Source organism: Ruminococcus intestinalis (assembly GCF_014288065.1).
Lineage (GTDB): Bacteria > Bacillota > Clostridia > Oscillospirales > Acutalibacteraceae > Ruminococcoides > Ruminococcoides intestinale_A.
Genome location: NZ_JACOPS010000003.1, coordinates 69,826 through 86,127 on the forward strand (window position 1 = coordinate 69,826; position 16,302 = coordinate 86,127).

General features: G+C 39.9%; 27 protein-coding genes and 1 tRNA gene. 1 reads left to right on the forward strand and 27 read right to left on the reverse strand.

Going from position 1 to position 16,302, the window contains the following annotated elements; genetic code table 11:
- Positions 1–28: 28 nt before the first annotated feature.
- The 24 genes from H8R91_RS07145 to H8R91_RS07255 form a co-directional block, all read right to left on the reverse strand.
- On the reverse strand, positions 29–2,041 hold the full coding sequence (locus H8R91_RS07145; RefSeq protein ID WP_186935451.1) for a phage tail protein: 2,013 nt from the start codon (positions 2,039–2,041) through the stop codon (positions 29–31).
- Between the two features lie 231 nt (positions 2,042–2,272).
- Positions 2,273–2,530 (reverse strand): hypothetical protein, encoded by a 258-nt coding sequence (locus H8R91_RS07150; protein ID WP_482597940.1) that lies wholly within the window; start codon positions 2,528–2,530, stop codon positions 2,273–2,275.
- Between the two features lie 47 nt (positions 2,531–2,577).
- Entirely contained in the window at positions 2,578–2,895 is a 318-nt protein-coding gene (locus H8R91_RS07155; protein ID WP_186935452.1) for a hypothetical protein, read from the reverse strand.
- Positions 2,896–2,908: 13 nt separating this feature from the next.
- Positions 2,909–3,349 (reverse strand): phage tail tube protein, encoded by a 441-nt coding sequence (locus tag H8R91_RS07160; protein WP_186935453.1) that lies wholly within the window; start codon positions 3,347–3,349, stop codon positions 2,909–2,911.
- A 6-nt stretch (positions 3,350–3,355) separates the two neighbouring features.
- On the reverse strand, positions 3,356–3,748 hold the full coding sequence (locus tag H8R91_RS07165; RefSeq protein ID WP_186935454.1) for a phage tail terminator protein: 393 nt from the start codon (positions 3,746–3,748) through the stop codon (positions 3,356–3,358).
- Positions 3,745–4,053 carry a hypothetical protein gene (locus tag H8R91_RS07170; protein ID WP_243237786.1) on the reverse strand — a complete coding sequence of 103 codons (309 nt, stop codon included), beginning with the start codon at positions 4,051–4,053 and terminating at the stop codon, positions 3,745–3,747. The genes H8R91_RS07165 and H8R91_RS07170 overlap by 4 nt, the downstream gene beginning before the upstream one ends.
- Before the next feature lie 79 nt (positions 4,054–4,132).
- A complete protein-coding gene (locus tag H8R91_RS07175) occupies positions 4,133–4,525 on the reverse strand; it encodes a hypothetical protein (protein WP_186935455.1) in 393 nt (130 codons plus the stop codon).
- Positions 4,526–4,536: 11 nt separating this feature from the next.
- Entirely contained in the window at positions 4,537–4,866 is a 330-nt protein-coding gene (locus H8R91_RS07180; protein ID WP_186935456.1) for a hypothetical protein, read from the reverse strand.
- Positions 4,867–4,870: 4 nt separating this feature from the next.
- The gene (locus tag H8R91_RS07185; RefSeq protein ID WP_186935457.1) at positions 4,871–5,101 is read right to left on the reverse strand and encodes a hypothetical protein; all 231 of its coding nucleotides are present in this window, start codon (positions 5,099–5,101) and stop codon (positions 4,871–4,873) included.
- A gap of 16 nt (positions 5,102–5,117) precedes the next feature.
- On the reverse strand, positions 5,118–6,011 hold the full coding sequence (locus H8R91_RS07190; RefSeq protein WP_186935458.1) for a capsid protein: 894 nt from the start codon (positions 6,009–6,011) through the stop codon (positions 5,118–5,120).
- 18 nt (positions 6,012–6,029) lie between these two features.
- The gene (locus H8R91_RS07195) at positions 6,030–6,605 is read right to left on the reverse strand and encodes a hypothetical protein (RefSeq protein WP_186935459.1); all 576 of its coding nucleotides are present in this window, start codon (positions 6,603–6,605) and stop codon (positions 6,030–6,032) included.
- A gap of 158 nt (positions 6,606–6,763) precedes the next feature.
- Positions 6,764–6,943, reverse strand: a complete 180-nt coding sequence (locus H8R91_RS07200; RefSeq protein WP_186935460.1) for a hypothetical protein — start codon at positions 6,941–6,943, stop codon at positions 6,764–6,766.
- 194 nt (positions 6,944–7,137) lie between these two features.
- Positions 7,138–7,395: a DUF6275 family protein gene (locus tag H8R91_RS07205; protein WP_186935461.1), complete on the reverse strand. Its 258-nt coding sequence runs from the start codon at positions 7,393–7,395 to the stop codon at positions 7,138–7,140.
- Between the two features lie 100 nt (positions 7,396–7,495).
- Entirely contained in the window at positions 7,496–7,687 is a 192-nt protein-coding gene (locus H8R91_RS07210; protein WP_186935462.1) for a hypothetical protein, read from the reverse strand.
- Between the two features lie 4 nt (positions 7,688–7,691).
- Positions 7,692–8,687, reverse strand: a complete 996-nt coding sequence (locus tag H8R91_RS07215; protein WP_186935463.1) for a hypothetical protein — start codon at positions 8,685–8,687, stop codon at positions 7,692–7,694.
- 129 nt (positions 8,688–8,816) lie between these two features.
- Entirely contained in the window at positions 8,817–8,975 is a 159-nt protein-coding gene (locus H8R91_RS07220) for a hypothetical protein (protein ID WP_186935464.1), read from the reverse strand.
- Between the two features lie 259 nt (positions 8,976–9,234).
- Positions 9,235–9,366, reverse strand: coding sequence for a hypothetical protein (locus tag H8R91_RS12290; RefSeq protein ID WP_279287580.1), 132 nt, complete (start codon positions 9,364–9,366; stop codon positions 9,235–9,237).
- Between the two features lie 18 nt (positions 9,367–9,384).
- Positions 9,385–9,588, reverse strand: coding sequence for a hypothetical protein (locus H8R91_RS07225; protein ID WP_186935465.1), 204 nt, complete (start codon positions 9,586–9,588; stop codon positions 9,385–9,387).
- Positions 9,569–10,369: a phage minor capsid protein gene (locus H8R91_RS07230; RefSeq protein WP_186935466.1), complete on the reverse strand. Its 801-nt coding sequence runs from the start codon at positions 10,367–10,369 to the stop codon at positions 9,569–9,571. Before H8R91_RS07230 ends, H8R91_RS07225 begins: the two co-directional genes overlap by 20 nt.
- Positions 10,284–10,727, reverse strand: coding sequence for a helix-turn-helix domain-containing protein (locus H8R91_RS07235; protein ID WP_186935467.1), 444 nt, complete (start codon positions 10,725–10,727; stop codon positions 10,284–10,286). Before H8R91_RS07235 ends, H8R91_RS07230 begins: the two co-directional genes overlap by 86 nt.
- A gap of 158 nt (positions 10,728–10,885) precedes the next feature.
- On the reverse strand, positions 10,886–11,149 hold the full coding sequence (locus H8R91_RS07240; protein ID WP_186935468.1) for a polymorphic toxin type 24 domain-containing protein: 264 nt from the start codon (positions 11,147–11,149) through the stop codon (positions 10,886–10,888).
- A gap of 233 nt (positions 11,150–11,382) precedes the next feature.
- Positions 11,383–11,670, reverse strand: coding sequence for a hypothetical protein (locus H8R91_RS07245; protein ID WP_186935469.1), 288 nt, complete (start codon positions 11,668–11,670; stop codon positions 11,383–11,385).
- Positions 11,667–11,852: a hypothetical protein gene (locus tag H8R91_RS07250; protein ID WP_186935470.1), complete on the reverse strand. Its 186-nt coding sequence runs from the start codon at positions 11,850–11,852 to the stop codon at positions 11,667–11,669. Before H8R91_RS07250 ends, H8R91_RS07245 begins: the two co-directional genes overlap by 4 nt.
- Before the next feature lie 305 nt (positions 11,853–12,157).
- Positions 12,158–12,234: transfer RNA gene (locus H8R91_RS07255), tRNA-Pro, on the reverse strand.
- A gap of 193 nt (positions 12,235–12,427) precedes the next feature.
- On the opposite strand from H8R91_RS07255, the gene H8R91_RS07260 reads away from it, so the two are divergent.
- Positions 12,428–14,017, forward strand: a complete 1,590-nt coding sequence (locus tag H8R91_RS07260; protein ID WP_186935471.1) for an O-antigen ligase family protein — start codon at positions 12,428–12,430, stop codon at positions 14,015–14,017.
- A 43-nt stretch (positions 14,018–14,060) separates the two neighbouring features.
- Here the strand turns inward: H8R91_RS07260 and H8R91_RS07265 are convergent, their stop codons facing one another.
- From H8R91_RS07265 to H8R91_RS07275, 3 genes are all read right to left on the reverse strand, one after another.
- Positions 14,061–14,225 carry a hypothetical protein gene (locus tag H8R91_RS07265; RefSeq protein WP_022234814.1) on the reverse strand — a complete coding sequence of 55 codons (165 nt, stop codon included), beginning with the start codon at positions 14,223–14,225 and terminating at the stop codon, positions 14,061–14,063.
- A gap of 292 nt (positions 14,226–14,517) precedes the next feature.
- Entirely contained in the window at positions 14,518–14,904 is a 387-nt protein-coding gene (locus H8R91_RS07270) for a P-II family nitrogen regulator (RefSeq protein WP_022234815.1), read from the reverse strand.
- A gap of 14 nt (positions 14,905–14,918) precedes the next feature.
- Complete coding sequence (locus tag H8R91_RS07275) at positions 14,919–16,169, reverse strand: ammonium transporter (protein WP_186935472.1); 1,251 nt, start codon at positions 16,167–16,169, stop codon at positions 14,919–14,921.
- Positions 16,170–16,302: the final 133 nt, after the last annotated feature.

Here is a 16,302-nt window from a genome sequence, read left to right on the forward strand (position 1 = left end):
GAATTTTAGGACCCAAAAAGCTGACAAGTCAGTTTACAAGCGGTGACAGGAAGTTATTCCACACGGTTGAAACGCAATCTGCAACCTTGCCGAAGAAGTTTATTGCTCCCTCAAAAACAGGTTTCAGCCAATTTTCCCACGCTGACCTTACAATTGCCACGATAAAATCCCAAGCAGGCTTAATCCATTGATTGTACACATTCATCAGTGTTGTGCCGATATTAAGGAACATATCACACACATTCTGAAAAATCTCAGAACCGCCCTCGCCGTCCCACCAGCCAAGCAGGAAGTTACCGATGTCTGAAAATACGCCGCCCACGAAGTTCATAACATCTGCCATTTGAAGTTGAATATTGTCAAAAAATTCTCCGATAGTTGCACCGTCATTGTCAATCCATTTTACAAGTGATTCGGTAGCTAAACTAAAGCCCTCCGAGAAAATCGTTCCGACCGCACCGCCGAAATCTGTAAAACCGCTGAGCAGATTTGAAATTGCGTCCTCCATTTGTGGGCGAACTCTGTCAACGCTCTGCCCGATGACATCAAAACCCTTTTCAAAGAATGTCGATAAATTATCGTAGCCTTTGCTGAAATTATCGCCAATGGTTGTAATAAAGCCGTTGATTTTATTCTTGTCTTTATCAAGCCATTTTGCAACACCGCCCGTCAGTGTTTGCAGCCGTTTACCGCTAACCTGTACCACTCCGCCGACAAATGAACCTACCGCACCGAATGCAGATTTACCGACCTTTTGCACCTGTGTAAGATAATTTTGAGCTATCGGAACAGAATTTTTGAATATCGACTCACAATTTTTGCCGATAGCTGACCAATCAACCTTATTAATGCCCTTTTGAACATTATCCACAAAGCCTTTGAATCCGCTTTTTTCGTATAAATTTTTAAAAGCACCCGAAACACCGCTGTTTGTGTCTTTAACAACAGTATTTGCGACAGAAGTACCATTGCTTGCCGATGTGCTGCTTGCGGAAGTATCAGAACCGCCGCTATCTGATTTAGTAATAACATTCAGCTTGTCAAAACCTGCAACGCTGTTCTTTGCTTTTTCGGAACTTTTCTGAACATTATCAAGTGACTTTGAACTGTCATCTGCCGTATCCGTAAGGCTTTTGGCAGAATCGGACGCAGATTTGATATTGCTTGCGGTGTTGTTGCCTGTATCCCAGCCGAAGACCTTTGAAAGCGATTCAACCGCACCTTTGGCATATTCCGTTAAAGTTGCAAGTGCGGAACTCAACCGCTTTACAACCTGAGTTGCAACCTGGAGAATAGGCTGACCGACTACGGCAAGCAACTGATTCCAACTCTCTTTTAAGTTGCCTGTTACATTCTCCCAACCGTCTGCTTCACGGCTTGCCTGTCCCATAGCACCCGAAAGCTGATTAGCGTCCTTGACCATTTGCAAAAGCGTGAGCTGTTTCTGCGATTCCGACAAATCCGTAAATGACTTGCCATACAGCTTATTAGCCGCTGCGTTTCGTGTTGTTTCTGTACAAGACAGACCAAGTGCGGCGTCATTTTCAAAGTTACCTTTAAGAAACGACTTAAGACTTTCTGCGGTATCTTCAAGCGAACGGTCGTAATATGCCGCACTGTCGGCTGTTACCTGTAAAGCCTCTTGCATCATATTAAGAGCATCTGCACTGTCCATACCCGTAGTTTTTGCAAATGCATAGATACTTGTACCCACACCCTGCAAGCGTGTTTTCAAAATACCGCTGTTTTTAGATACCGTAGCAATAGCACTTTCAGCTTGTGACTGCATTGAGCCAAATGTTTGTTCAAACTGCGAATTTGCGGCATTAACCTCTGCCGCCGATTCAATGCACTGCTGACCGAAATTCTTAACAGCGGCAACCGAAAAAGCAGCCACAACCGCTGTACCGAGTTTTTTTAACTTAGCAGACATCTTATTGCTTACGCTGTTTGCCTGCTCCTGCACTGCATTAATCGATTTAGTAAAGCCTGACGAATCAAGCACAAGTTTCAGACCAATTTCGCCAACTGTAGTAATCATATAATCACACTCCTTTCTGTAAAATTAAAAGGGCATAACGAAATGTGACACCCTTGTGGTATAAAAACAGCGCACACCCGAAGATGTACGCTGTATAATTTGATAAAATTTTAGCCACCCCGTTTGGAGTGGCTTTTACAATGTTATAATACTTAGCATTTATTAAATATTACCAAAAATATACACAAAAGTCAAGAATTTCATTAAAATAAACAAAATTGTATGCAATATTTACATATTTGCAAATATCATTTCAAAGTCATGCAAGGCTGTGTTTATGTCAGCCTGCGTGCGTTTATTTGCTGTGCGTGAACGCCACTTGTTGCGTATTTTATGTTGAGATGATGTAAAGTTCTTCAAAACATTTTCATCGTTTTCAAGGCGAATTTGAGCCGTTCTTGCAAGAGGCGTGTCAGCTCCCAAGCCACACAGCAGAGAGCTGAACTCCGCCCAAGTCATCTTTTTAAAATCTTCGGAGTAAATGCTCACCCCGTACTCTGACTTAAAACTCGATACGATTAAATCGAAATCATCTATTAAGTCGTAGCCGGGGTCTGAATTTCCCCCTCGCTGTCCTCGTCAGCAATAAGCTCCGTTGCTGTTCTGATGAGCGTTGAGAGGTCGGCAAACGAGAGATGAAGTTTTGCAATTTTTTCTCTGTTCTCCTCATCAAAAAGAAGCTCAAGAGCCGATAAGATGTCCGATGTTTTTACGCCGTCCTCGCTGTCAAAAAGCGCAACCGTCTTAATGAAAGAAATTGCGTCGTTGTTGACCTCAATTTCTGTGCCTTTGATAACAAGTTTTGGCTTTTCGTCAAAATTAAGTTTGTTTGTAATATCAATAATTTTTGACATACTTTATACCTCCTTAGGCTGCAGGTGTGTATTCGGGCTTGCCGTTTGACATAACCTCAAATTCAAGAGGTGCAACACTTGTGCTTGCGGCTGCACCGTTTGCTGTTACAGAGATAACCGCATTCTTGAAGAGTACGCTTGCACCGTTCGGGAAAGTCCACTTAAACGGAAGCTGTACGGCTGTGCCGTTCTTAAACGCAAGCTCTGCGATTTCATCGTTGCCTGCGTCACCGATTGTACGCTTGCCCTTTACAGAGATTGTAACGCTCTTGGCTGTCATAAGTCTTGACTTCCAACCCTCGTTCTCAAACGCTGTCCATTCCTCAACGCCGTTGTCAAATGCCACCGAAAACTCCTCACAATTTGCGATTGGAGTTGTGGCTGTGTCTGTGCCCGATTTACCGATTGCAAACTGATTTTCGTAGCAAGGATAAACTCCGCTTGATACTGCCATAATTATTTACATCCTTTCGTAATAAAATTTAACTTCAATGACTTGCTCATAAACGCCCTTGTCGTCTGTGCCTACATCGACAGGCTCGGGTGTGAGCAGTTCAATAATATAAATTGTGTGTTTGTTGATTTCAACATCTTTTACACTGTAAAGCGTTTCAAATAAATTGCGTGCCTGTCGCTCCGTTTCATTTGCGTTGTTGTTCCAATGCAAGAGTAAAGACACGCTGATTGTGTTGTATGTACTCTCGTCACCAATCGCCCTTACAGGAGCACCCGACTGCTTGAGAGAGTACACACCGAGGGACTTATCTTGTTTGTTATCGAGTTTACCGATGTAGTAATGCTCTGCTTTAAAGACAGTCTTTAAAAAGTCCCTTATGTCAGATAAATAAATCAAAGTCCTGCCTCCTGTTTGTAAAATCGAGCAAATGCCTTTTGACAAAAGTTTTGCCGTGTACCGTCCTTAAGCCAAGGCACAAGCCACTTGCCGCCGGCGGCAATGTTTTCCTCACGGCTGAAATTATATTCGGGATGAAAATACAACCGTCTGGCATACGGTGTACTCGATACGATTTTTGTTTCGCCCTCGGAAAGATTTGTGTAATCGGCAAAGGTGCTTTCGTTCTGCAAATTACCTGTATCAAAAGGCATAACCTGACTGTTTTTAATCTGTGTAAGCAATGCGTCTGTGGTTTTACGCAATGCCGTTTGCTGTGCTGTATCGAGCTGTTTTAGTACAGGCAGATTCAGCTTGATTTTTGATGTTACCGAAAAAATCCCATTAAATCACATCCAATTCCGTATAATTCACTGTACCGTCAGGATTGCGGTGTTTAATGCCTTGTACGATGTTACGCTTTACTCCGTCAAGCACTACAAAGCCTGCGCTCAAAGTCGGCGTGTCGGGAGCAATGTCACCGTCAAAAAGCAGCACTGCAGACACCTGCACGATTTTCTGTTCTTTTGTGTATATGGTCTTTGCTTTTGACTGCATATTGCAATGAGCATTACCCGCAAACAAATTAGTGTTCGGCAATAAGGTGTCTGACGGGTATATTTCTCCGCAGCGGAAAGCAACAACAGGAGAGCCGTCCTCGGTTATTCCCTCACCGTAGATTGTGACCTCGACAGGAGTTTTACAGAACTGCTTTTTTACAAGTGACGGAAATTTCAAAACATATCACCTCATATTGCAGGATAACAAAGCCCTGTTGATTTAAGCAGAGAGTAAAGGTCCGCAGGAATTGCCACGCCGCTTATGCACATCAAATTCCAACTTGCGCCAAACTCCATACCCACACCGTTGATGTTGTAATTTTTCAGATAGGAAGAAATCATATCGGCATTTTCTTTTTCAAAAGCAGTAAGTCTGCTATGCACTCTGCCGATGATTCTCTTCTGCATTTCTGAAAGTCTGTCATAAACAATGCGGTTAAAGGTCAGAATGTCGATGTGCTCGGCGGAGATAATGCTGTTTTCATCTCCGCCCTGCTGTTCAATGTAATCCGCAAACATAGATTTATTCCTTTGTGTCTGATTTGATATTCTCTTTAAGCTTTTTGTTTTCGGCTTTGAGCTTTGAATTTTCTTTCTTCAAAGTATTGTAATCATCAACAGAAATTTTCTTGCCTAAGCCGTATTCTTTGATTTCACCATTGTCGTCCTGAATATCATAACCACGAGATACATAAGTCTTAGCTTCCTCATCTGTATTGACTGTATATGACTTATTGTCTTTAATTGCTTTCATTTTTGCTCACCTCGCTTTAAGCCTCTGCGTGAATGATTACGCCCTGCTTCATAAGTTCATCAATGGCAAAAGTACCATTTAATCTTCTGTTCTGATATATATAATTATCAGCTGTTCGGCTGTCAGAACGCGGAGTATAGACATTGATATATGAATACTTAACTCTTGATACCTGTGCTTCCGGGTCAATAAGAATATAGTCAATCTGCTTAGCTGAACTGTCAGCAACACAACCGTTTGTAAAATCAAACAAAGACTTCATTCTTGAGCTTGGCACTTCTACAATCTTATCAATATCATCAACGGAACGAACACGGCGGTCAATGCCCTTTGCGGAACTGATTTCAAGTGTTCTCTGAATACCCTCTGCATTCTTCAAAAGCTTTTTGTACTGTGGTGTCGCATAAAGAATAACCCTGTCGAGCGGTACACCCGCTTCGGCAAAAGCCTCAAGGTTATCATCAAAATCTGCAAGCACATTCGCCGCAGTTAATGCAGTAGTTTTTACTGTTGCACCAACTCGCTTAGCTTCTGTATAAATCTTGCTGTAAGTATAACAGTCGAGTTCAGGTATAGCCTGTGTTTTTTCAAAGCGTGTCTGAATATTTGCGATAGTTACTACCATATTTGTTTCGTCAACATCAATAGGGTCGATAGCAAACTCAATATCTCTGTCGTGGTCAAGGGTTTTGGTTTCGTAACCATTTGAATATGTACCCGAATTAAAACCGCCTGCACCTCGTGTATGGTCTTTATAACCGCTGACCGAGAGTTTCGGGATTTTAACATCCTTACCGTTGATAATCTGAATGTCAGAGTTTGAGTGGTAAAGGTCATCACAAGTAAGGGCTTGACCGTACAATTCTCTTAAAACATTACTGAAAATAGTTGCGTATTCTAATACTGCCATAATTATTTACCTCTTTTCTTACTTTTTCGATTTGATGCCGAAAATTCCTCTTAAGGCATCTTCTGTTAAATTTTTGTTGCCGTTACCGTCACCGCCGATTTTCTGAACACCGCCAGCGTTTTCGCTTGCTTTTGCTTTGAGTGCAGGAATATCGTCAAGCACTTTCTTAACCGCCTCGGTCAGCTTTTCTGTGTTGATTTTGCCGTCTGCCGTTACAGCCGAAAAATCTGCCATTTTAAGCACATACGGAATACTTGCAATATCTACACCCTGTTTTACGGCTTCGAGAGTTGCCGACTGATTGACTTCTGCCGTGAGCTTTGCGTTGTTTGCGGATTCAACTTCCGACTGCATTTTCGCAATGTCGGGTGTGTTCTTGGCTTTCTGCTCCTTAAAAGCACCGATTGCCTGTTTCATCTCATCTGCTGACAATCCCTGCTCCTTGAAGTATGACTTTAAAACCGTGTCCTCTGTCACGCTCTGCTTGCCGTTAATAAGACTTGCAAGCTTGTCATAATCGAATGCAGGTGCAGGGTTGCCCTGCGGTGTCGGCTGTGTTTCGTTTGGGTTAGGTGTTGGGTTATTTTCTGCCATATTTTATCAATCCTTTCAGTTATCGGGTGTCTCCCGTAATCAGTTTATAGAGTGTCTCTCTGTTTCAGTTTTGCACGGTGTCTCCCGTAGTTTAGCGTCTTCGGACAATAAAAAAGCACCTGTGCAGTCACTCACAAGTGCGTTTTAAATATGTTTTGTCAATTTTCTCTTAGGCTTGGCTTTTCCTCGGCAGGCACTTCCTCGACTGCCTCTTTAACATAGCCAAGTTCGATAAGGTCTTTTGCTCTGCTCTCGGAGCATTCAAAAACTTCATTAATCGGTCTGTTAATAAACCCCTCGGTCTTGTCGTTGAACGATGTAATTACTCTTACTTTCATTTTGTCACCGCCTTTCTAACCCGTCGATTTCGACGGGTTTAAATACAAAAAAGCACTCTGATTTCTCAAAGTGCTGATTTGATGTATTAAGTTTTATCTTGGCAAGTTATAGGCAAGTTAAAAAGTCCGAAAACAAGCCGTTTTTACGAATTGTAACCCTTTACGGGCAAGTTAAAATAACAAAACCGCTCTTTTTAGTGTTTAATTACCCTGTTTTCAAACTTCTTGTACGCATCAAAGTACATTTCGTCTTTGTCACCGTTGTATGTACACTCATAATACATACCGTCACAGAGCGTTGTTGACAGAAGTGCTTTGCTGTTTTGCAGTGTTTTACAAGACCAAACAACGTATACGCAAAAGTCGACTTCGCCGTCTGATTTATCAAGATGTTCTGTTGTATAGTCTTTTACTGTCCTTTTTGCAAGTTTCAAAAATTCTTCATTAGTCATTTCACATTTCCTTTCGCATAAAAAAAGCACTCAATCCGATTGATTAAGTGCTAATCTCTGTATTAAATTCACGCATAACAAAACCGCCCACAAGGAGCGGTTAGATTAAGCAATTATCTACCAAAGCATCATGAAGAGCTTTTTCTCTGATTTCAAGAAATTCTTCATATGCTTTTTTTACATTAGAAGGAGCTTTCTCTTCATCTAACACATACCTTAAACCGTCAAGTTTTAAATAGGGCTTAATAATCTCAAATTTCAAATTTTCTTGTTCAGAAGGTATTAGTCTCATAAAATCACTCTCCTAACAGTGTCTTTACTCGGTATTCATCAAAAATTTCATCAAATTCAGGTTTTATTTCCATCATTTTTCTATAGGCATACTCGCTTATATCACTTATATTATAACCGCTGTTTATCAATTTTTCAACCTTTGGAGCATAAATTTTATTAAGATAATCGCAATATGCGTTATAATCGGTAATTCCACCGAATTTGCGCTTGTAGTTCTCGGCATCTTGCCAATGAATAAGCTCATGAAGTACCGAACTCAATTCACTGTCAGGACATGCAAATGATTTCTGCAATTCGGCTAAATTCTTAGTTGTAAAATAAGCTGAATTTACAGTTAAAACATTATCGGTCGGTATGTAAGTTGCAACTGCATTATTGCCCATTTCTTCGGGCGATAATATGCAAATAGCAGGTTTATTTTCAGATTTGCTCTGACCGAGCATTTCATAAATCTTTGTAACATTCTTATCAAACTTATGGAATTGCTTGCGTTTCAGTTTTACTTTATCGGATAAATAAATATCATTACTGCCCGTGGTCTTATGTGCTTTTACTGTAATTTTTTTACCGCTGTTTTTTCTGTTAAAGTCTTTTTCTTCACCGCCGTCAACTACAGGCTTATAATATTTCTGCTTACTGTCGTCGATAGTAAAATCTCTTGTTTTTTCCGACAGTTTTTCTGCCCTGTCGTGCCACTCGTCTGCTCTTGCTTTAGCAAACTTCTTGTTATCCTCGTCAAGGCTGTATTTTGCCCTGCGGTCAAAGCGTTTGGCTTGCTTTTCTGCGTGCTGTTGCTGTACTTCAAGTCCTCTTTGGCGGTCAAGCTCTGCAAGCTCGTCATCAGAGAGAGGTCCGCTCAAATCGTCAAGTTCTGGGTAGTGGGTGCTTGTGCTGTCCTTACAGCGTGGGTGAAAAAGTCCCTCCGCTATGGCGGTTGAAAGCAGCGGATAATCGCCGTCCGACTTTTTGCCGTTTGAATACACATCATCAATAAACACCTTGCCGATATATTTTGCACAATCGGGGCAACCGCCCTGCCTTGCCGCTTTGCCTGCTGTAGAAATTCAGCCGTATAAACCAACAGCGGGGTAAAATAAAAGCACCTATGCAATCAAATGCAAGGGTGCTTAGTCTGCTTTATTTTTGTTGTCTTCAACCTCAATAACAAAACCTCTGTCAATAAGGCTTTTCGCTCGGTCTTTGGTACATTCAAAGACTTCATTGACAGGTCTGTTGATAAGACCGTTCATTTTATCATTAAACGACACAACTACTTTTACTTTCATTTTGTCACCACCTTTCTGATTTTGGGTATTAAAAAAGCACTCAATCCGATTGATTAAGTGCTGATAGGCTTAGATATAGAAATAGCCACTTATACAAGGTACAAGTGGCTTCGGATTGGTTGTTTGGCAGGCATCCCTTTCTCCTGCATCTCTCGAGATTGCTCCCTGTCAAACCATCGGCGTGTGGACGGGGACGAAATTTTCCACCTAAAACAACCTATCCAAAAAGACTAACAAAACCGATCTTGTTACGGAGCGGTTAGTCTTCTTCCAAATAGTCAAACTCATTTGACATTGAACGCTTTTTCTCTTCTTCTGAAAGTTCATCATTGCCAATAGAGTTTAGTATCTTTTTTATTACCGAATCATCTTCATGGAATATTCTTTTCACTCCAAATCACTCCTGACTTTACTGATAACGATAACAATTCGGCTGACTAAAACAACCATTTGACCTGATAGAAATACCGCATTTTTTACAACCGTACTTTAATGATTTTGCGCCCTTATTATATGTGTAGTAAATTGGAGTTTTACATTCCGGGCAACTCAAATTTTTAATATCATCTTCTGTGCCATCAAACAATATGTCTTCAATTTGTTGCCAACTCATAGTTCCACCCCTTAATTTTAAAGTATCGTTCTATAACACGATTTATGTATCTATGTCTTTCGTCATCGTTTGATTTATATAACTTTTTGTATCGTTTTGAGTATCTAGAGCGAATTGCTATTCTCGCTTCAAGTTCTTCATGCAATATTGAGTCTTCTAAAAACTCGGCACTACTATTATCTTGTTTGCCAATTTCAACTTTTACAACTTCTTTTACTGTGCCATCTGCAAACTCTCTAACAGTAGTTTTTCCATTAGACCTTATACGAGAGTTGTAAACAGGTTTTTCGGTAAAATTTATCCCTGACAAATCATCCTGTATTAACCGGTCAATTCTCTCTTGACTTGCAGAATATCTGCCGCTAAATCTTTCTTTACTTTCTTCTTTTAGTATATCACCTTTTGAAGAATTTGCAATATGTTGATTGCTGTTCATACCTCTGATTTTTCCGTCGTCGACATTCTTGATACCTCTTAACGGCATTTCGGCTTTCTTTGGTTTTGTAATGCCTTTTACGGTATTACTGCCGACTGTCACTCTGTCCCATTGTTGAGAAAGTCCGACGCTTTTTGAGAAGTTCACATATTCATCGGAAGTTTTTACATATCTTGCACGAGCGTTAATTATTGCTTGCTCGTCAGCCCCGCCTTCTTCAAGCAATTTTATTTTCTGCCTTTGCGCCCGCATTGCGGTTTCAAGTCTGCGCTGCCTTTGGGTTGTCTCGTACTTTGTGTATGTCTTGCCGTTGTATTCTACAGGCTTGTTTTCCTCTGCGTTCATCTTTGATTTCTTTCAAAATGCTGTCGAGCTTGTCGAGTGCGGTCTTGTCGGTTTCCTCTTTTTGCTTATCCCGCCACTTGTCGGGGCGACGGTTTTTCAGCCAAAATATTTGTGCCGTTGTGTTGCCCCCAAGAGCAGAGGATAACAACGCATTTTCAACTTCATAGTCCACAACCTCTTTGCCCTTTTTTAAGGACTCCGAAATCTCCGAATACTTTTTCTTCCACTCATAAAATGTTGATACTGTAATTCCTATATTCTTAGCTATCTGCTCATCGGTCAAGCCGTCCCTTGCCCAACCCTCAAGCAGTAATAAATTTTCTTCTTTAAGCCATTTTTCATACTTTCCTTTTGCCACCGTCACCACCTCTCTTTTATGTAAAAATCAGCAAAAGAAAAGACAGCACATTTCTGTACTGTCTTTAAACACAGGGCCCGGAGTTGCACCGGAATCTGTAAAAACTGTTTTCCTATTTAAACTATCCCCTGCGTTTATAATATTATATCAATAAATTTCTAAATATTCAAGTGTTTTCTTTTTCTTTCCCATTTATTCAATAATACACTTACATATTTCTGTTCTTTATCAGTCAATTGACGATCTCCAATTTCATTATGTTCATAGCCCAAATGAGTATGTGGCATCATTCCATTATGAGGTCTACCTTTAACGTCAATTTGTTTTATTCTTTCGCCGTAGTTGTCATAAAAAGTAACACTTTTTATGTCGCTCTGTTTGTCAAGAGTAGCATACACTCTATTTTTTGTCATAGCTTCCATAGGAGCTTTTATCTTTATACATTAATTCCGCCCCACAAAAGCAAAACCAACCTCAAGTGAGAGCGGTCTGCCGTTATTTTTGAAAAAGGAGAACTACAAAATGCCTCTTATTATCGATTTCTTCATTTTATATTATATCACCCTTAGAACGGAAAAACGGACAAATTACCAATGATAACGATTACACATTTTTCTTATGTTATCCGGTGTATTTATTCCGCCTGTATCAACTGCTATCTTCGCCCAGCTGTATCGCAAGCTAAGGTGCATAAACAAACAGTTCTCCACAAAATCGTCACGGGAGAGGCTGTTGAGCGCTGCGTTTCGGCGGATTTCAAGGTTTTGTATCTCCCTCTGAATATCTGCACCACCGCATTGCCGATTTTGTCAGATGTTTGACCTGCACTCGGTAAATCCGACATCTTAGGCGATGTATTGTCAGCCTCGGCGGCTATGCGTGCAATCTTAGCTTTTAACCTCGTAATTTCTCGGTTTATGTCTTTGATTTCTTTTGCGGTCAATCTTCTGCCTCACTTTCAAGCCAATGTTTTGTGCAGTCAATGCAGCTGCCGTTAAACTGATTTTCTTTAGGACAATCAACATCAAAATACCGTGGTATGCCATATGGACAATCAAAAAAGTCCATACAGCTGCGAGCCATTTCGTCAATTGACATCTGTTTGATTTTCTCGTAATTAGTCATTGTTATCATTCATCCTTTCAATTTTTTGTAAATAAAAAAGCAACCGTTCTAATCAAAAAATAAAAACGATTGCTAATAAAAAAAGAGCCAATTCTATATTTCTATAAAATTGACTCTGCAATAACAATATTAAATTTAATTAAAAAATGCTAAAAGCTGATTTTCATAGGTTCAAATCCTGTATGTTTGCAAAAAAAATTAAGTTTTGACATCTATTTAAACCTATTAAAAACGCTCTATAAAATGCAAAAAAGCCCGATTAAATCGAGCTTTTTTTGGGTGACATCTTTTTTGTTACCCTCTTATGGTCGAGGTGACAGGACTTGAACCTGCGGCATCTTGGTCCCAAACCAAGCACTCTACCAAACTGAGCTACACCTCGAAATTATTTAATTTTTGTCGCCTCAACAAGTCAGCTTCATTATTATATAACATAAAATTTGATTTGTCAACAATTATTTTTAATTTTTTTGAAACTTTCGTGATTTTTATTTTTCTTTAATTGACATACGCTGTAATGGGGTATAAAATATGATTACACTGATTAAATATATTACTTTGAAGGGCGGTTTTATATGTCTGACAATACAAAACTAAAAATCTCAAACGGGTTGAACGAGGATAAATATTCTGTAAAAAGCAAGTTTGTCAACTTCTTTTTGCTTGCGATGTTTACGCTCTTTCCCCTATTTTACACGGATTACTACTATAATATAAGACACGACAAATATTATTTTTTTCTTGTTGTCACTGCGGTGCTTGTTTTGATGATTGGCGCTGTTGCAATCACTAATTCCGATTCGCAAAGCGGAACAAAAGACAAAGCCGAATCCGTGCCTTGGTGCAAAAAGTTATCGTTTACAGACTATGCATTTGGTGCATTCATTTTGGTATGCACCGTATCCACTGTTTTTTCTCAAGATCCTGCCGATGCTTTCTTGGGTCTTAGCGGAAGAAACAACGGTTTATTGCTGATGATTTTTTATGCGGTGGTTTATTTTTTAATTACCAGATTTTTTTGTTTTAAAAACTATGTCTTTGTTGCCCTTGCAGGTTGTTCAATTGCAATATATCTGCTTGATATTCTCAACTGTTTTTACATAGATCCGCTTGGAATGTTTGCAAGCCTTACAGATGAGCAGACAATCACAAACTTTACCTCCACAATTGGCAACAAAAACCTTATGTCAAGTTTTATCTGCGTTGTTATGCCCGTAACCGTCGCTTTTTCGGTTATAAGCAAAAATCGTAATCACCGTATCGTTTATCATATTTCGTCCGCATTCGGTTATATGGCTCTTATGACAGCCGACAGCTACTCGGGTATACTTGGTCTTGGCACTGTTTTTGCCGTGCTTTTAATATGGTTTTCACGCAGCGTTGCAAGACTTAAAAGATTTTTCCTCGCAACAACAATTATGCTGTTAAGCGGCAAAATTCTTCGTTTGTTTTCCTTTTTTATAGGTGACAAATCAAAAGGTATCTCGGAATTTCAGAGTCTGCTTGTTTACTCAAAAATCATATGGGCGGCAATTGCATTGTTCGCAATAATTACCGCAATTTTATTTTTTGCAGACAGCAAAATTCCCGACAAGACTTTACCGCTTGCCGTTCCTATTATAATCGGCAGTATATTTGTTGCCTGCATTATTGCAATGCTTTTTGCCGTATATTATTTCAGTGTAATTGACACAAAAACAAATATCGGCTTTTTGAAAAGTTTTTTGAGATTTAATGACAGCTGGGGTACTCACCGTGGCTATATGTGGATAAGGTCTTTCTATATATTCGGAGATTTTTCTCTTTACAACAAACTTTTCGGATGCGGACCTGACACCTTTGCCACCGTGTTTGAACCGTATTTTGAGGGGCTTAAACATTACGGTGACAGCTCCACAAACTGTGCCCACAACGAATACATAAATTACCTTATTACTACGGGAATTTTCGGACTTGCTTCTTACCTTTCGATAATTTTCGGAGCGCTGAAAGGTGCGATTAAATCCGCAAGTAAAAATCCGATTGCAATTGCTTTTGCGGTATCTGTTATCAGCTATGCCGTGCAGGCTGTGGTAAACCTTGCTCAACCGATTACAACACCGCTTTTTATTATTTTTATTGCACTTTGCGAGGCAGTTGCCCGTAAGCAAAAAACAACTGAATAAGCACAAACAAGACAGCCTATATACTAAGCTGTCTTGTTATTTTTTACGCAGCTTTTCTGCGTGATGTATGCCTTGTTGCCGCATTTCGTTTCTTATTTTTTTGTTGAGATTGGGGCTTTTTGAACAATATTGACTTTACGGGATAACGCATAGCGTAGCTTATAATTACGAAAATGCAGACATTAACATATAAATCAGCGTCAGGCATTTGTACAACTCCTTAAGTTTATTTGGGGCTTTGTTATAATTAGCTATAATTAGCTATAATTAAATTATACAGTACCGGCTGGGTAATAAACAGGACTTTGCTATGATGTTTGCCGATTTTTCAATAATATTTTTTCGGTGTATTTAACGATTATAAAAGTTTGGTCAACCTTAAGGCTTGACCTAAATTTTAAAATTATTACAAAAACAAAAGCGCAATAACCGCAGTTACCGCACTTTTATTTTGAAAATATAAATTAGAAAGATTTTTAAACCAACATAACTTACTTTTATTAATCGTCAAAATTAGGAGTTTGAATTGCATCGTAGCCGGTTTCGCCTGTACGGATTTTTACCGCCTGCTTTAAGTAGTAAGTAAAGATTTTACCGTCACCCGGATTGCCTGTAAACGCAGTCTTTTTAATAGCTTCTATGGTTTTTGCTTCCCATTCTTCTGATGAAACAACTATTTCAAACTTGATTTTAGGCAATACCTGCACATCTACTTTTTGACCTCTTACATATTCGGACATACCTCTTTGAATACCGCAACCTACAACCTGATAGGCTGTGATTCCGTTTACGCCTATATCCATTAACGCTTTTTTTACATCGAGGAACATTTCCTCTCTTACAACAGCCTCTATTTTAATAAGCTGAACTTCGTTATTGTTATCCATATGTTAATCCTCCGTTAATTATCAAGACCGTTAAATGACGGGTAAGCAGATTCACCGTGCTGTGTAATATCAAGTCCGAGCATTTCGTCACGCTTGCTTACTCTGATTTTACCTGTAAGAATTCTTGTTAAGCCGTAACAGATAAGTGTACCTGCAACTGCAATTACAAGTGTAATTACAATACCTAAAGCCTGTGCGCCGAACTGAGCAAACTCACCGTAGATAAGTCCGTTGCCTGCGTCTGCATTAATAGCTGTGCTTGAGAACACACCTGTAAGAAGTCCGCCCCAGATACCGCCTGTACCGTGACAGCTGAATGCGTCGAGTGCATCGTCAAAGCCGAATTTCTTTTTACCGAATGAAATCATAAGGTAGCAAACAGGGCTTGTTGTAAGACCTATAATTACTGCCGCCCAAATCGGAACAAAACCTGCGCCCGGAGTAATGCCTACAAGACCTGCAACCATACCTGTGCTTGCACCGATAAGTGTAGGCTTTTTGTTTTTAAATACATCGCAAAGCATCCAAGAAAGGATTGCGGCTGCCGCAGAAACGGCTGTTGTCATAAATGCGTGTGCAGAAAGTCCGTTTGCCTCAAGTGCAGAACCTGCATTAAAGCCGAACCAACCGAACATAAGAAGTGAAGCACCTAAAACTACTGTAGGAATATTGTGGATTCTGTAGTTAGCGTGTTCGTAATCGTGGCGTTTGCCGAGGATAATGCAAAGGACAAGAGCTGATACACCCGAACTGATGTGAACAACATCACCGCCGGCAAAATCAAGAGCACCGATACCGTCAAGACCGAGAAGTCCGCCGTCTGCCCATACCATATGAGCAAGAGGATAATAAACAATTAAAGACCAAAGAATGATAAATACGAAAAGTGATTTAAACTTCATTCTGCCTGCAACAGCACCTGTAATAAGAGCAGGAGTAATAATTGCAAACATCATCTGAAATCCGCAGAATACCATATTAGGAATAGCCGCACCATCTTTGTAACCCTCGGTAAGAGATACGCCCTCAAGTCCTATCCAACTAAGGTCGCCTATAATGCCGTTTGAGCTTGGTGCGAACGAAAGTGAGTAACCGAAAAGTACCCACATTACAATGCCTGTACCGATGATGAAAATTGAAGTCATCATTGTGTTTACTACATTCTTTTTGCGAACAAGTCCGCCGTAAAACATTGCAAGGCCGGGAGTCATAAGGAACACCAAAGCCGAGCAGATAAGCATAAAAGCTATATTTCCTGCATCCATTTTAAAACCTCCACATAAACCGACTGAATAAAAACAAGGTTCACCGCATCTTTGAAATTTGCAGGAAAATAAATTTAAATTGCAAATTCTTCAAAGATAAAGTGAACCTCTTTGTTCTTGATTATTCATTTTC

Coding starts and splice junctions, on each gene's coding strand:
- H8R91_RS07145 (WP_186935451.1), bottom strand. CDS start 2,041: ATGATTACTACAGTTGGCGAAATTGGTCTGAAACTTGTGCTTGATTCG.
- H8R91_RS07155 (WP_186935452.1), bottom strand. CDS start 2,895: ATGTCAAAAATTATTGATATTACAAACAAACTTAATTTTGACGAAAAG.
- H8R91_RS07160 (WP_186935453.1), bottom strand. CDS start 3,349: ATGGCAGTATCAAGCGGAGTTTATCCTTGCTACGAAAATCAGTTTGCA.
- H8R91_RS07180 (WP_186935456.1), bottom strand. CDS start 4,866: ATGTTTGCGGATTACATTGAACAGCAGGGCGGAGATGAAAACAGCATT.
- H8R91_RS07185 (WP_186935457.1), bottom strand. CDS start 5,101: ATGAAAGCAATTAAAGACAATAAGTCATATACAGTCAATACAGATGAG.
- H8R91_RS07190 (WP_186935458.1), bottom strand. CDS start 6,011: ATGGCAGTATTAGAATACGCAACTATTTTCAGTAATGTTTTAAGAGAA.
- H8R91_RS07195 (WP_186935459.1), bottom strand. CDS start 6,605: ATGGCAGAAAATAACCCAACACCTAACCCAAACGAAACACAGCCGACA.
- H8R91_RS07200 (WP_186935460.1), bottom strand. CDS start 6,943: ATGAAAGTAAGAGTAATTACATCGTTCAACGACAAGACCGAGGGGTTT.
- H8R91_RS07205 (WP_186935461.1), bottom strand. CDS start 7,395: ATGACTAATGAAGAATTTTTGAAACTTGCAAAAAGGACAGTAAAAGAC.
- H8R91_RS07210 (WP_186935462.1), bottom strand. CDS start 7,687: ATGAGACTAATACCTTCTGAACAAGAAAATTTGAAATTTGAGATTATT.
- H8R91_RS07220 (WP_186935464.1), bottom strand. CDS start 8,975: ATGAAAGTAAAAGTAGTTGTGTCGTTTAATGATAAAATGAACGGTCTT.
- H8R91_RS07225 (WP_186935465.1), bottom strand. CDS start 9,588: ATGAGTTGGCAACAAATTGAAGACATATTGTTTGATGGCACAGAAGAT.
- H8R91_RS07230 (WP_186935466.1), bottom strand. CDS start 10,369: ATGAACGCAGAGGAAAACAAGCCTGTAGAATACAACGGCAAGACATAC.
- H8R91_RS07240 (WP_186935468.1), bottom strand. CDS start 11,149: ATGGAAGCTATGACAAAAAATAGAGTGTATGCTACTCTTGACAAACAG.
- H8R91_RS07250 (WP_186935470.1), bottom strand. CDS start 11,852: ATGACTAATTACGAGAAAATCAAACAGATGTCAATTGACGAAATGGCT.
- H8R91_RS07260 (WP_186935471.1), top strand. CDS start 12,428: ATGTCTGACAATACAAAACTAAAAATCTCAAACGGGTTGAACGAGGAT.
- H8R91_RS07265 (WP_022234814.1), bottom strand. CDS start 14,225: ATGCCTGACGCTGATTTATATGTTAATGTCTGCATTTTCGTAATTATA.
- H8R91_RS07270 (WP_022234815.1), bottom strand. CDS start 14,904: ATGGATAACAATAACGAAGTTCAGCTTATTAAAATAGAGGCTGTTGTA.
- H8R91_RS07275 (WP_186935472.1), bottom strand. CDS start 16,169: ATGGATGCAGGAAATATAGCTTTTATGCTTATCTGCTCGGCTTTGGTG.